This is a genomic window from Ancylomarina longa (assembly GCF_003996985.1).
In the GTDB taxonomy this organism is placed as follows: Bacteria; Bacteroidota; Bacteroidia; order Bacteroidales; family Marinifilaceae; genus Ancylomarina_A; species Ancylomarina_A longa.
Genome location: NZ_RJJX01000005.1, coordinates 154,958 through 169,421 on the forward strand (window position 1 = coordinate 154,958; position 14,464 = coordinate 169,421).

At 33.3% G+C, this 14,464-nt stretch carries 12 protein-coding genes; 4 read left to right on the forward strand and 8 right to left on the reverse strand.

Features of this window, described 5'->3' with window-relative positions:
• Window positions 1-16: 16 nt before the first annotated feature.
• From DLK05_RS05850 to DLK05_RS05865, 4 genes are all read right to left on the reverse strand, one after another.
• Window positions 17-3,340 carry a TonB-dependent receptor gene (locus DLK05_RS05850; protein WP_209319739.1) on the reverse strand — a complete coding sequence of 1,108 codons (3,324 nt, stop codon included), beginning with the start codon at window positions 3,338-3,340 and terminating at the stop codon, window positions 17-19.
• Between the two features lie 133 nt (window positions 3,341-3,473).
• Entirely contained in the window at window positions 3,474-4,490 is a 1,017-nt protein-coding gene (locus DLK05_RS05855; protein WP_127343072.1) for a FecR family protein, read from the reverse strand.
• 238 nt (window positions 4,491-4,728) lie between these two features.
• Window positions 4,729-5,316: an RNA polymerase sigma factor gene (locus tag DLK05_RS05860; RefSeq protein WP_127343073.1), complete on the reverse strand. Its 588-nt coding sequence runs from the start codon at window positions 5,314-5,316 to the stop codon at window positions 4,729-4,731.
• Window positions 5,317-5,759: 443 nt separating this feature from the next.
• The gene (locus tag DLK05_RS05865) at window positions 5,760-6,899 is read right to left on the reverse strand and encodes an ISAs1 family transposase (RefSeq protein WP_127343074.1); all 1,140 of its coding nucleotides are present in this window, start codon (window positions 6,897-6,899) and stop codon (window positions 5,760-5,762) included.
• A 290-nt stretch (window positions 6,900-7,189) separates the two neighbouring features.
• Here DLK05_RS05865 and DLK05_RS05870 point away from each other — a divergent pair, with 290 nt between their 5' ends.
• Window positions 7,190-7,894 carry a TapB family protein gene (locus DLK05_RS05870; protein ID WP_127343075.1) on the forward strand — a complete coding sequence of 235 codons (705 nt, stop codon included), beginning with the start codon at window positions 7,190-7,192 and terminating at the stop codon, window positions 7,892-7,894.
• Between the two features lie 88 nt (window positions 7,895-7,982).
• Window positions 7,983-9,278 (forward strand): cobyrinic acid a,c-diamide synthase CobB, encoded by a 1,296-nt coding sequence (locus DLK05_RS05875; protein WP_127343076.1) that lies wholly within the window; start codon window positions 7,983-7,985, stop codon window positions 9,276-9,278.
• Here DLK05_RS05875 and DLK05_RS05880 read toward each other — a convergent pair.
• Both DLK05_RS05880 and DLK05_RS05885 read right to left on the reverse strand, forming a co-directional pair.
• Window positions 9,275-10,144: a fructosamine kinase family protein gene (locus tag DLK05_RS05880; protein WP_209319740.1), complete on the reverse strand. Its 870-nt coding sequence runs from the start codon at window positions 10,142-10,144 to the stop codon at window positions 9,275-9,277. The two genes, DLK05_RS05875 and DLK05_RS05880, sit on opposite strands and share 4 nt — an antisense overlap.
• Window positions 10,141-10,614 (reverse strand): low molecular weight protein-tyrosine-phosphatase, encoded by a 474-nt coding sequence (locus DLK05_RS05885; protein ID WP_127343116.1) that lies wholly within the window; start codon window positions 10,612-10,614, stop codon window positions 10,141-10,143. The genes DLK05_RS05880 and DLK05_RS05885 overlap by 4 nt, the downstream gene beginning before the upstream one ends.
• Window positions 10,615-11,174: 560 nt before the next feature.
• Between DLK05_RS05885 and DLK05_RS05890 the strand changes: the two genes are divergently transcribed.
• Both DLK05_RS05890 and cysK read left to right on the forward strand, forming a co-directional pair.
• Window positions 11,175-12,014 carry a serine O-acetyltransferase gene (locus DLK05_RS05890; RefSeq protein ID WP_127343077.1) on the forward strand — a complete coding sequence of 280 codons (840 nt, stop codon included), beginning with the start codon at window positions 11,175-11,177 and terminating at the stop codon, window positions 12,012-12,014.
• A 12-nt stretch (window positions 12,015-12,026) separates the two neighbouring features.
• The gene (gene cysK, locus DLK05_RS05895) at window positions 12,027-12,935 is read left to right on the forward strand and encodes a cysteine synthase A (protein ID WP_127343078.1); all 909 of its coding nucleotides are present in this window, start codon (window positions 12,027-12,029) and stop codon (window positions 12,933-12,935) included.
• A gap of 39 nt (window positions 12,936-12,974) precedes the next feature.
• On the opposite strand, the gene DLK05_RS05900 is transcribed toward cysK, so the two are convergent.
• Complete coding sequence (locus DLK05_RS05900) at window positions 12,975-13,655, reverse strand: TonB-dependent receptor plug domain-containing protein (protein ID WP_127343079.1); 681 nt, start codon at window positions 13,653-13,655, stop codon at window positions 12,975-12,977.
• Window positions 13,656-13,782: 127 nt separating this feature from the next.
• Entirely contained in the window at window positions 13,783-14,457 is a 675-nt protein-coding gene (locus DLK05_RS05905; protein ID WP_127343080.1) for a VOC family protein, read from the reverse strand.
• Window positions 14,458-14,464 lie beyond the last annotated feature (7 nt).

Here is a 14,464-nt window from a genome sequence, read left to right on the forward strand (position 1 = left end):
TTATAATTTACTTAGATTAGAACCTTACGTTAACACCCAGACTAATTGTTCTGGTAACAGGGTAAATGTTATGATCTATCCCATCCGTAGATACCTCTGGATCAAAACCTTTGTAGTTGGTAAATGTGTAAAGATTTGTTCCTGATACATATAGACGTAGTGACTCCAAACCAATTTGCGAAATCAGAGCCTTTGGCAAGGTGTATCCCAGAGAAACATTTTTGATTCTTAAATAAGATCCATCTTCAATCCAACGATCAGAAGCTCTGGTATTCTTATTAGGATCATTAAAAACAGCTCTTGGAATACTATTACTTGTATTTGGTCCTGTCCAACGATTAAGGGTTTCGGCACTTTGATTTACAGCAACAGCCATACCCTCATTCCATATCCGATTCGCATTGAATATTTCATTCCCGTAAACACCCTGTAGAAAAATATTCAAATCAAAGCCCTTGTAGCTAAACGAGTTGTTTAACGAAAAGATAAACTCAGGTGTAGGATTTCCCATGTAAGTACGGTCATTGTCATCAATAATTCCATCACTATTCAAATCCTTAAAGCGAATGTCTCCGGCTGAGGTTCTGTTATAAGGGTCTAAGCCAGGAACCTGCTGAGCATGTGAATCTACTTCAGCCTGTGTTTGGAAAATACCATCGGTAATAAAACCATAAAAAGCATTCACAGGATGGCCGGGTGCAATTCTGGAAACCGCAAAATTAAAGTCAAAATTATTTCCTGTAACCATAGGAATGGTATCATTCAAATTTTTCACTTCATTTTTGTTATATGAAAAATTAAAATCTGTATTCCATATGAATTCACCTTTCATGTTATGAGTTGAGATATTAATCTCAATCCCCTTGTTTTGAATTTTTCCTGCATTTATAAAGGGAACATTAATATCTGAGTAACCTGTAGAAATAGGCACCGACATCGGCACCAACATATCCTCTGTATTCTTTATATATCCGTCAATCGTGAGTGTTACTCTTTGATTAAACAATGTTGCGTCAATTCCAATATTGGTTTGCTTTTGTGTTTCCCACTGAACATTTGGATTTGGCATCATATCCGGTACAACAGCTGATACTATATTGTTGTTAAAATTGTATTTATTGGTTTGCAATACCGAAGCAAAACTGTAATTTCCGATTTCCTGATTTCCTGTAACACCATATCCGGCCCGAAGTTTTAAATCATCAATAAACCGAACTCCTTGTAAGAAATTTTCTTCAGACAGTCTCCATGCCACGGAAGCTGATGGAAATGTTCCCCATTTATTTTTGGAACCAAAACGTGATGAACCATCACGACGAATTGTGGCGGTCACCATGTATTTATCCGCAAATACATAATTAGCTCGCCCCATGTACGACATCAATGACCATTCTGAAGTATTTCCGTTTACAGTTGGCTGAGAAATACCATTTGCTAGTTGTTGAGTTTGATCGCTTGCAAAATTTTGAATTGACCCATTCTGGAAACGAAAACTATTTTCCTGAGCACTGGTTCCAGCCATTAAGGTGATTCTATGAACCTCGTTAATTTTCTTACTATAAGTAAGTGTATTGTCCCAATTCCAGGTAATATTTTTGTTCGATTGCTGAAACAAATAAGATTGCTCCTGAGGAACCGGAAGCCAATTATATTTCGGTGCCCAAGTGCGATTATCCCAAAAATTAGTCTGCAGTCCTAAATTGGTTTTAAATTTAAGCCCATCAATAATATCAACTTCAGCAAATATAGATCCCAACAAATTGTAACCTATTGTACTTGTCTCTACTAATCTCGCTTTTCCAATTGGATTCGTGATGTCACCATCCCATGATGGTCTTTCCTTTGGACCAGCGTAGGTTCCATCTTCATTGAAAATAGACTGAGTTGGTAAGGCAAGCATCGTATTTTTAACACTGTAATCTCCACTGTATTTCTTATCGTGATTCAAAGTAATATTGGTTCCAATTTTTACTTTTTTAAGCACCTGAGATTCCAAATTAAACTTAACGGTATATCTTTTAAATCCGGTTTCTGAGATAACCCCCTTCTGGTCGAGAAGACTACCAGACACGTAGTATCTAGTTTTGTCATTTCCTCCCGAAAAAGCCAAAGAAAGATTGTGCATTGCAGCAGGACTAAACAACTTATCCAACCAATCGGTTCCTTCTCCTAACGATTCAGGATTGGAATAAGCCGGGTTTTTCTCTAATCCTGCATTTTCCATCATTTCGTTATGAAGTGAGGCAAATTGAGAAGCATTTAAAACATCCACCATATTGGTTGCTTCCTGAATGCCATAATTGTAGTTTACATCAATAATACTTTTGCCTAAGCTTCCTTTTTTAGTTGTAATGATAATTACACCATTAGCACCTCGGGAACCATAAATTGCTGTTGCAGAAGCATCCTTCAATATCTGAATAGATTCAATATCATTCATGTTTAATTGATTCAAGCCTGAAGATGTTGGGATACCGTCAATTACCAACAATGGGTCGTTGTCATTTATAGTACCAATACCTCTAATGCGAAATACGGCATCGTTTCCGGGAACTCCTGAAGAAATAACTTGTACACCTGAAGCTTTTCCTTGCAAAGCATCTCCAATACTTGGAACCGGAATCGATTGAAGCTGATCACTATTCACGGAAACCACTGAACCTGTCAAATCCTTTTTACGCTGCATACCATAACCAATGGCAACCACCTCATTTAAACCTATAGATTCCTCCTTTAAAACAATTTTTATAATTGCTTTAGCACTCACTTGAATTTCTTGGGGAGAATATCCTACAAAGGAAAAAACAAGAAGCTCACCTTCCTCAGCAATTATGGAGAAATTGCCATTGATATCCGTAATCGTTCCTGTATTTTTGCCTTTGATCACTACGTTTACCCCTGGAAGTGTTGCCCCTTTGGCATCCACCACTTGCCCTGTAACTTCTATGCCTTGTAAAGTTTTGGAATTTTGTTCCAATTTAGGAAGTAGAATAACTGTGTTGTTTTTAGAGATGTGATACTCTATGTTTTCGCCTTCGAAAATCTGATCCAAAACACTTTTTACACTTTTATTTTCTACATCAACTGACACCTTTCTGGTAACATCGATTTGTTCTCTTTGGTAGAAAAAACTGTATTCTGTGTTATTTTCAATTTCACGAAGCACATCTGCAATTTCCCTGTTTTCAAGCTGTAAGGAAACCTTTCCTGGTTGTGAATAAACCTTTGCCGTTGCATTAAGCATAAAGGTTAACATTAAAAAGACCGTAATCTTCATGACTAAAAGAATTTTTCGCCCCACTTTCCCTAAGGAAAAGTGAATACTTGAGTTTTTTTTCATAATTTTAGGATGTTGAGTTAATAACTTTTCAGGTGTTACAGCACCTGGAGATTAATTTAATACTGGCCGGTTGATGTTACAGCATCACCGGCTTTTTTCTTGCAGATTTAAGGACCATTTCTCCATTTCATAGCTAGTGGATTTTTGAGCATTTATCTTTTTCAATAATTATTTTTTGACCTTCTATCCGATATTTTATAGGAAGCGTAGATTGAATACGATTTAACATCTCAAATATGGTTTCATCTTTTATTGTTCCATCATAATGGTACTTATTTATTGAAGTATCTTTCACTTGAATTTCTACGCCATATTTTCGTTCCAGAATATCAGCTAACTCACTAAAGTTTTTATTAATAAAAATGAGTTTATTGTCTTTCCAAGAGGAATACAATGATGAATTAACTTCTTTAATGTTAATTTTTCGTTCAAGCTTATTATAAGAGATCTGCTCTTCTGGCTTAATTAGTATTGGTTGCTGAATTGTAAGAGCTCTCCCTGAGATAATTTGGATGCTCCCCTCCTCCAATGTTGTAGTAACATCTTTGTCATTCTCATAGGCCCTAACATTGAATTCAGTACCCAAAACCTTCACATTATAATATGGAGTATTAACAACAAAAGGCTTATTCTGGTTCTTTGTGACTTTAAACCATGCCTCACCAGAAAGGAAAACCTCCCTATTTCCATCTCCTTGATCCATCCGATATTTTATCTCAGAACCTGCGTTTAAATATATTAGTGTACTATCTGGTAAATACATTTGAGAAATAGATCCCTTTGGAGCTACTATAGTAACAAAAGCCAAATCCGAATTTTGATTTAAAGGAGTGAAAATTGCTCCGACTATGAGTCCTATAGCCATGATTACCGCAATTGATGCAACTCTTATTAAGAGAATACGGTGTTTTGTGGATTTATGCTCTTTTTCTTTAGCATTAATCTTAAGCCAAAGCCTTTTGTACAACGAATTTAAATCGATCCCATCTGTATTTTCTTCGTCCATTTTCTCCAATTGTCCGAACAAGGCATCAGAAATCTCATATTCCAATTCTTGCTTCCCAAAAAGGGATGCTACTTTTTCATGATCTTCATTCGAAGATATGTTTTGCTTTATTCGTCCAAATATATTATTGTAATTTTCCTTCATGTTTAGATCATCGTTATAATAGTAATACAAACTCAATCACGAAACTACTCACACCAAAGTGAAAGTTTTTTCGAAAAAGATAGCACACATGCAAACCCTCCTTGCAAACATCTCACAAAGAGGCCGTAATAGCACATTGAAATTTATTTACGAAATTATTAGATTAGAGAATACTTAAAATGAAAACTTATATCTATCTATGACAAAAGAAATATTGTTCAAGTGGCCTAAACAATCCTTAACTATTTAGAAAAAACAGCAACAGCAAAAATACGGAGTTAGGTTTTAACTGTTTCCTGAGGTAAGAGACAGCACGATAAATTTGATTCTCTACTGTTCTTAGTGAAATACTAAGATTTTTGGCTATTTCTTGATTTGAAAGGCCATCTTTTCTACTCATTAAGAATATATCTCTACGTTGAGCTGGCATTTTATCAATGTGCAAATTTAAAGAATCCACTAATTCATTGTATACAACCTCATTCCATGTAAATTCATTACCCTGTGTGAAGTTATTTTTGACAAACTCATTATAGACCTGTTTATAATTTTTCCTTTTTGATAAATTATAAATGCTATTAATCGCTATTTTGAATATGTAAGCGCGAATATTCTGAAATTCATCAAGCGTTTCTTTTTTTTCCCAAAGCTTTAGGAAAACATCTTGAACTAATTCTTCTGCGTCTACATCTGATTTAAGATAAGATATAGCAAAACGATAAATCCTAGGTGTATATCGATCAAATAGTTGCTTAAAGGCAAGCTGTGATCCATCTTTTAATTGAATTACCAGGGTTTGATCCTTTATTTCATTGTTTGTAGTCAAATGTAGAGGTTTTGGGTACTACAAATATAAATTTTAATTGTTGTTTAACAAATAGTTGTCCATTTCAAATTCCCTAAAAAAGAATGGTTTATTGAGATTTCTAAAAAATCTATTAACTCCAGACAAATAGATTAAATAGTGAAGAAAAAATGTTCCTTAAAAATCTCAATTTCTTAAAATTGGTCAACTAGAATCACCCTCCTGTTTTAGTACGAGGAGAGAACGCCTTATTCCCTGTTCAATATACCTAAGAAATTATAAATTTTAACTCATAGAAAACGTGATGCCAAAATCACAATAGTATATGTTGAAGGAGAAACGGATAGGAAATCCTAAACTCATTACCCCACAAATTACAAATCTGCGGAAGCTTAGGCTGCTGGCTTATACCATATCGTGTGTAAAATTATATTTAAAGCTGTGATTTATCAGGGCTTCCGCATTTAAGAAATCTGTAACACCTTTTCTCTAAAATCCTTTTCAAGAGCTGATTTATATCTTTTTCCTTTAATGCTTGTTTTCTTAGAAGTTTCTGTCTTTTTCAGTAGTCCAGAAGCAATTTTGAGAATTTTATTGAAATTATCTGGACTGTCGCCCATCCTCTTTCTTTGCCTATCTTCTKAAAATGTTACATCTAACAACCAATGTAACTCATTCTCAATACTCCAATGTTGTCTAATATTTTGATTTAACATCTTTGCATTTGCCTGAYAACTTGATATATAATATCTTGTTTCTTGTTCTGATTTACCTGATTGTTTGTGATATCTCTGAGATTCAATTTTAATTATACAATTWAAATCTAACYACTGTACTTTTTCATCAAGGAAGGTTAAATCATCGATAACTGTGCACTTTCTGACTTCAACTCTGCCATRCCCCATATCCGTTTGCTGATCAATTGAGCAAGGAGATGTTATTTCGAAGAGCTTTTTACACTGTTGTGAAAGTTCTTGCTGATTATTTTTAACAGCTAAAATATAATTCGCTTTTAATTTTCTAATCTTCTCAGCAATACTCTTTTGGCATCCCATCGCATCTATCGAAATCGTGYATCCCTTCACCGCTAATAAATCTAGTAACTTTGGTATCGCAACAATTTCATTGCTCTTTTTATCAGTAGATATTTGACCCAAACAAATTCCATTACCTGCTGCAAAAGCRGAAACCACATGAATTGCAGCCTTATTGGATGATTTGTCATAGGAWCCTCTTAATCGTTTGCCATCAATAGCAATAAGTTCTCCATCAGTAATTTTGCAAACTGACTGTGCCCACTYAATAAAGCAATCCTCAAATTTTAAGGGATCCAATACAGCAAAAACTCTTGCTAATGTATCAGCTGAAGGAATGCCATTTTCAAATTTACGATATTGACGCAACCAATCTATTTGACTCTTGCCAAATAAGTTAATACTCTCCCAATYGTCAGAGCCACTTACAACTGCTGATATAGTTAGAAATAATATATCTAATAAATTATGAAGCAAATTACCTTTTGTTATTCTACGAGGATCTTTTAAGCTTGAAAAAAAATTAATAAAAAGATTATCATAAGATTCTGAAGCGGGAGTTAGAGCCATTTTTTTTATTGTAGAGCTGATGCTCTACAGGATTACTGACTTGCAATACAAAAATATAGAAAAAAGTTTAAATACGTTTGCCCTGTACTTATTTAGAAATATATTTGCAATTAGTAAAATGGGGTATATCCTACATATTAAAGTACTTAAGAATGGCTAAATGATGTTCTCTGCACGGAAACTAAATGTAATTTTTAAAGAGTAAATAAGGCTAATAAAGTTTTCTGACTAAAGTATTATATGTAATTTTAGATGTAGAAAATAACTTGATTTGCCTACTTATTCTGCATATGAGAATTATATATCTTTTCTATATATTATTATTTTTATCGACTTCCACTTTTGGACAGCGTGATTATTCCTACATGCCCTCTAGACGGAATTTTAAAGTAAAATACACAACGTATGATCACAATAACAGAAAAGAATTTTCTGAAATTTGGAAGCTCGTTGGAAAAGTAAAATACACAAAATCCATAAAGTATAATATAGAGTCGGAAATTACAACCAAGGATCAAAAAACAATTTATCAATATTTCCATCTTAGTACTCAAGATTCTAATTTCTATATTGGAGCTGTAAGATATTTAGATCCAATTCAACTTGATTCCTATCAGAAGATGGTTATCAAAGTATTAGCTGACTCTGTAAATATTCCTATTCGTCCTAAAATGGGGCAAATGCTTCCTGAAGCGACCTGCTCAGCTAAAATTATGAGAGGTACTGGATCGGTTTTAATGTCAATGAATGTAATACTAATCAATCGGAAAGTGGATGGAACTGAAATAGTAGAAACTCCAGCTGGTAAATTTAAGTGTTTCAAAATTTCTTCTGAAAAAATAAGCTATAGTGGCATGTCTATAAAAAAAACTAAAATTATGGAATGGTACGCCATTAATGTAGGCTTGGTTAGAATGGAGGAATATCATAAAAATGGTAAACTTATATCTTATAAAGTTTTAGAGTCTCTCGTAGAAGATTTTTTTATTCCATAGATAAAGCATTATCTAATATCTTGTTTATCCATGCATATCATTTATGCTTATTATTTAAAACTTCCTGATTTAATTTTTTCTTTTATTTATGAAACCACAATTTTTAATTGCCGCACCCTCCAGCGGAAGTGGGAAAACAACAATAACACAAGGGATTCTTCGATATTTTAGAAATAAGGGATTCAAGATTCAACCATTTAAATGTGGACCGGATTATTTAGATACAAAACATCATGCTTGGGCAGCAGGTAGGACATCCATTAATTTGGATACTTTTATAAGTAGTAAAGAACATGTTTGCGAAATTTATAGCAAATATAGCTCTGAGGCTGACATTTCTATTGTTGAAGGTGTAATGGGATTATTTGACGGTGCAAAAAAAATGAAAGGCAGTTCTGCTGAAATTGCCGAACTGCTAGACATTCCAGTAATTTTGGTTATAAACGCCAAAGCAACAGCTTATTCTGTAGCTCCTTTATTGTATGGGTTTAAAAACTTCTATCCTAAAATAAATATTGCAGGTGTTATATTTAATTTTGTAAATGGCGAATCACACTATCAGTTTTTAAAAGACGCTTGTACGGATGTTGGCCTTAAATCCCTAGGTTATATTGCGCAAAATAAAGATTTACATCTTCCTTCCAGACACCTAGGGCTTGACATTTCAGATTCACAAAATTATGAACAGAAAATAGAATTTATAACTACACATATTGCCGCAACTGTAAATATGGAATGCTTACTTAAAATCACGAATGTTCCCTTCAAAGAATCAAAACAAGATCTACAAATAAGAAAATCCAATTTAAAGATCGCTGTTGCGAAGGATGAAGCATTTAATTTCACCTATCATGAAAATTTATTGGCTTTAGAACAATTGGGTGAAATTATATATTTTTCTCCTTTGAATGACTCATTATTGCCAGAAACCGATTTGCTATACCTATCAGGTGGTTATCCCGAGTTATTTCTTAAGCAATTGAGTAACAACAATGCTATGAAATTGGCAATTTTTGAATATTGTTCACGAGGAGGTAAAGTCCTCGCTGAGTGTGGAGGGATGATGTATCTATCAAGAAATATCATTGACAAACAATCCAATAAATTTCCAATGGTTGGTTTCTTGTCCCAAGATACAAGTATGGAAAACATGAAATTAAGTCTCGGATATAGAAAAGTTATCCTTAATGGAGAGGCCCTGTTCGGACATGAATTTCATTATTCAAAAATAATTGAACCTCAAGTTGATTCTTGTATTGGTAAGATTTATTCAGCTAGAGATGCAGAGGTAGATACACTGCTATTTAAAAAAAAGAATACAATAGCCTCATATATACATTTTTATTGGGGAGAAAAAGATATCCTTGACTATTTATTTATCTAACATAAATAGGACCAGACTAATTTTACAGCCTGAGGATAATAGCTGGAACCAAATATATTTAAATGATTTAATACATGATATAGGAAGTATATGTTTTCCCTGTAGTCGTATCCATGTGGCAGAGGTTTTGCCTTGTTGTAAGCTTCATAAAAATCCTTTGTAAATCCACCAAATAGCCTTGTCATAGCCAGTTCTGCCTCCCTGTGTCCATAATAAACAGCAGGATCAATCAAAACTGGATTAGATTCTTTATCGCATAAAAAATTTCCATACCACAGATCGCCATGTATTAAACATGCTTTTTCCTCACTCCCAGCAAGTATCTCTTCAATCCTATTCTCTAACAAAAGAAATCCATTTTTTAGTTCATCCCGAACTAATCCTTTCTTTTCAGCAAGTTTATATTGATATAGTAAACGCTTGTGATAATAAAAGTCGGCCCAATTCAGAGAATCATTTTTTGCTGCAATATTGATTTGAATCGTTGAACCTATATGATTATCCTCCCGGTATCCAAACTTCAAAGACGTGTGAGAATGCAATTTAGCAATTTGTTCTCCAAAATTGGAAAAGAAATTTTCTTTCTTTTTACCCGGGTCGATAAATTTCAGTAAAATAAAACTCTGATCTACCATTAATACTTCAGGAACCCGAATACATCCTGTTTTTTGAATCTCATGTAGTCCATTCGCTTCTTTCTGAAAGATATCAGATTCATCAGAACTAGTTTTTAGGAAACAAAAACTACCATCATTATATTTTATCTGGTAGGCATTAAAAATACTTCCACCGGCGATAGGTTTGAATGCACTAATCTTGTCCCGTCTCCAATTCTCAAGCTTTTGCACAATATCATTTCTTATCATCTTGAAATTTGATTAATTAAGCCTAAACAAGCATCTTCCAAGATATCCAATACCAATTCAAAACCATTTTCCCCGCCATAATATGGATCTGGAACATAATTATAATTTATAAATTCAGTACAATAATCCGTCATCGCACTTATTTTCTTTAAATCATCAGAATTTCGTACTAGTTTCTTTATATCTGAGATATTCTGCTGATCCATTCCAATAATAAAATCAAACTTGTCAAAATCTATTTGAGGATTAAATTGTCGTGCAATGCTGTTTATCTGGAAATCTCTTTTTAAGGCATGATTACGCATTCTGGCATCTGCCCTCTCTCCAATATGATATGCAGCAGTACCAGCGGAATCGCATAGGAAATCTGACTCTAAGTGATTCAATTTTAAATATTTTTTCATTACTGCTTCAGCACTTGGTGACCGACAAATATTTCCAAGACATACAAATAACAACTTCTTTTTCATATCATTAGACAAATAATAAATTCGAGTATTATATTCTTTTCCCAATTTCAAAATGGATGTTCTTCTAAAATTTCATAATCTTATTAACGAATGCGGTAAAATTACAGTTTTAAATTTACACGTATAATAATTTTCAATTTATTAGAGATTTTCTGGCATTACTATATCGTTTTTAGAATTCTTAAACTAAGAAAATGGTATGCAAACGATTGATTTAAGTAAATAACATTTTCTTAACAGAAAGTTTAGGACTTGTAAGTCCTAATTTAGTTTTTTTTTATAAGTTTGTATATACATATTTCATAAATGAACAGGAAAAATACACATAACCATTTCACTTTAAATAGTCGAAAATCTTCGATTAACAAGGTTATGCGCTCTCAAGAAGTTTCCTTTTCTTATTATTCCCAAAAAAATACGATATCCAATAAGAACAACCTTGTCTGTTGTTGCTGTTGTTGTTTCTGTTAATCGAATATTCTTTCTTCATTAATAGTCGGCTAATGGGTTTTCACCCTTTATGTAAATTCGTGTATTTACCATTCAATTAAAATATTATAATGAATTACCTTAGTAAAGTAATGGCAGAACTCCAATCTTCCAGACACAATTCAGAGTTTGATATGCCATCAAGAGATTTAGCACAACGCTTTGTGGAAGAGGCAATGAATACTCTTTTCCCGATAAGTGCCAGACGTACAAAAAGTAGTTGTGAGCAAGAATCCTTATTATATCAATTGGAAGCAACTTTAAAACTACTCCTATTGCCTGTAAAAAAGGATCTCCCCGTACCCCTAGAGAAAATAACACATGATTTTATGAAATCATTGCCTGGAATATATAAGGCCTTATTAAAAGATGCTGATGCCATTCAACAGTTTGACCCGGCAGCTGGAAGTATTGGAGAGGTAATTATTGCCTATCCCGGTTTCTTCGCAATTATGGTTTATCGCTTAAGCAATGTTTTAAATCATCTCGATGTGCCAATAATACCACGTTTAATGAGTGAACATGCGCACAATAAGACAGGAATAGATATTCATCCTGGGGCAACTATTGGAGAATCATTTTTCATTGATCATGGAACGGGTGTTGTAATTGGTGAATCTGCAATTATTAAAAATAACGTGAAAATATATCAGGGAGTTACTTTGGGTGCATTACAAGTAAAAAAGAGTCTTGCAAAAAAGAAAAGACACCCTACTGTAGAAGATAATGTAATAATCTATTCGAATGCAACCATTTTAGGTGGGAATACTGTGATTGGAAAAAATTGTGTGATCGGTGGTAATGTTTGGCTTACTGCAAGTGTGCAATCAAACAGTATTGTGTACCACAAAAATGAAATTAATGTTAGAACCAATCTTGATGAGAGTAAAATAATAAATTTTCAAATATAAAATAATCGTAAAATGAAGTTAAATAACATTTTAGAAGGAGTTGGGAATACTCCGGTAGTAAAGTTGAATAAAATATTTAGCGGTGCTAATGTATGGATGAAGTTAGAAAAATCGAATCCTGCAGGTAGTATTAAGGATAGAATTGCCTTGGCTATGATCGAAAAAGCTGAAAAAGATGGACTTTTGAATAAATCATCGGTTATCATTGAACCAACCTCTGGTAATACAGGTGTTGGTCTGGCTATGGTGGCTGCAGTAAAGGGATATAAACTTATCTTGGTTATGCCCGAATCTATGTCTGTTGAGCGAAGAAGCTTGATGGCTGCCTTTGGTGCTGAATTTGTTCTTACTCAAAGAGAATTAGGCATGAATGGAGCCATTAAAAAGGCAGAAGAGCTAATTGCTAATGAATCAAATTCCTGGATGCCTTCGCAATTTGATAATGAAGCTAATGTTGATATTCATAGAAAAACAACGGCAGAAGAAATAATCAATGATTTTCCCAATGGCGTTGATTATTTAATTACAGGTGTTGGAACCGGAGGACATATTACTGGTGTTGCTGAAATATTAAAACAGAAATTTCCAAACATTAAAGTATTTGCCGTTGAGCCTGAAGCTTCTCCCGTAATTAGTGGTGGTAATCCTGGACCGCACCCAATACAAGGAATTGGTGCAGGTTTTATTCCTAAAAATTTGCATACTGAAATTTTAGATGGAACTATTCAGGTATCTAAGGAAGAAGCTTTTGCTAAAGTAAAAGAGTTAGCTCAACAGGAAGGAATTCTCGGCGGGATTTCAACTGGAGCTTCCGTTGCTGCGGTCAGTAAAAAATTGGCAGAAATAGATAAGAATGCTACAATTCTTACTTTCAACTACGATACAGGAGAAAGATATCTATCTACCGAAGGTTTATTTTAAAAATTAGCGGCTGATTCAATCTTGAATCAGCCGCTAATTTTATTTACTAGTTCCTTTTTTTGTTTTTATTGCTACTACACCATTTGCTCCACGTCCTCCATATAAAGTAAGTTGGTTTCCTTTTAAAATTCTAATACTTTTTATTTCACCTGGTTGTAGAGTATTCACGATATCCTTATTCATAACAATCCCATCAACCTCGATAAGTGCTCCAGTAGCTCCAAATATTGAGGATTTTCCTCTAATAATAACTCTATCTCCTTCCACTGTAACGCCAGGAAATCTACCTTTAATAATATCTAGAACATTAGCATAAGACGAATAATCCGGATTTTCTTTGGCATATTTAACAGCTGCATAAAACTTTTCTTTATCTGAAATATGACCCGAATCAACAGCCAATTGATTAGCCCTCTTCCCATTCTTTGAAATTAAGTTAAATTTCAAAGATTTTGACATACTATTTATTTTTTCCTTTCTGCTAATAAAACCTTTAGCACTAATTTTTATCTTCCCGGAAAACTCATTCGGGAGTTTAAAAAACCCTAAGGAATCGGATTTATAGATTTGGCTCGTTCCTATAATCTCTATTGTAGCATTTCGAACAGGAATACTATCAAAAGTGGTGATTTGATGATAAATGGAAAGGCTTTGAGCATAATTAGAGCCTAAAAAGAATATCATTAAAATAGAAATGAAAAATATTTGCTTTAATTTCATAATTGGGTTTTGGATTAAGGTTTAGCTTATTAAATTCATTGTAAATCATAAATTTACAATTATATTTCACCAACAACAAAATATAATATCAATATTATATTACGAAATATTTAAATGTTCAAAACATCTAGTTATTACGAAATAGAATCAATCCATTTTCACAAATTAAGTGCTCTAATTTACCCTGAATTAATATTTCTGTTTCTATTCTATTGAACTCTGCATATTGATCTGTTGGGAACCATTTCTTTTGTCCGTACTCAACTAAAATCAAGAGGCCTTCTGAATTACCCATTGGAATAAAATGCTTATTCTCACCAATGAATCTTGTTAATTTTAAGTTTTTTTGAATTAAGCATGCTGCTTGCTGACAATTTGCACATACAACACCTATTTCACATACTCTAATCACATTATTTATTGTGAATAATTTTGAGATATTGCAGGTATCACATTTGCGCAAAATAAATTCAATAATATTTTTATCAGAATCATAAAAGTAAATTGATTTTGCCTTCCAATTAGGAAAAGAAAAAACAGGATTTGAGTTGTTATTAATTGGTGTTAACCGTTCATGAAGAAACTCCAAGATTGATAAAATATCCTTAGCCTTTACGGAAAAAGCAAAATGAACCGGAACGATTTTTTCATTCACAAAATTAAATTCAACCAAAGTCTCCCCTGCCTCAAAAGTAAAGGAAGTAGTATTCCTTGTTGTAAGTTTAAAACCCAGCGTTCCAACATAAAATTGCAGCTGAGCTTCCATATTATTGGTGGTTAATTGTAGCTTTTGGATTATCATTTCATTA

Coding starts and splice junctions, on each gene's coding strand:
- cysK (WP_127343078.1), top strand. CDS start 12,027: ATGAAGTTAAATAACATTTTAGAAGGAGTTGGGAATACTCCGGTAGTA.
- DLK05_RS05885 (WP_127343116.1), bottom strand. CDS start 10,614: ATGAAAAAGAAGTTGTTATTTGTATGTCTTGGAAATATTTGTCGGTCA.
- DLK05_RS05855 (WP_127343072.1), bottom strand. CDS start 4,490: ATGAAGGAAAATTACAATAATATATTTGGACGAATAAAGCAAAACATA.
- DLK05_RS05870 (WP_127343075.1), top strand. CDS start 7,190: ATGAGAATTATATATCTTTTCTATATATTATTATTTTTATCGACTTCC.
- DLK05_RS05905 (WP_127343080.1), bottom strand. CDS start 14,457: ATGATAATCCAAAAGCTACAATTAACCACCAATAATATGGAAGCTCAG.
- DLK05_RS05875 (WP_127343076.1), top strand. CDS start 7,983: ATGAAACCACAATTTTTAATTGCCGCACCCTCCAGCGGAAGTGGGAAA.
- DLK05_RS05880 (WP_209319740.1), bottom strand. CDS start 10,144: ATGATAAGAAATGATATTGTGCAAAAGCTTGAGAATTGGAGACGGGAC.
- DLK05_RS05850 (WP_209319739.1), bottom strand. CDS start 3,340: ATGAAAAAAAACTCAAGTATTCACTTTTCCTTAGGGAAAGTGGGGCGA.
- DLK05_RS05900 (WP_127343079.1), bottom strand. CDS start 13,655: ATGAAATTAAAGCAAATATTTTTCATTTCTATTTTAATGATATTCTTT.
- DLK05_RS05890 (WP_127343077.1), top strand. CDS start 11,175: ATGAATTACCTTAGTAAAGTAATGGCAGAACTCCAATCTTCCAGACAC.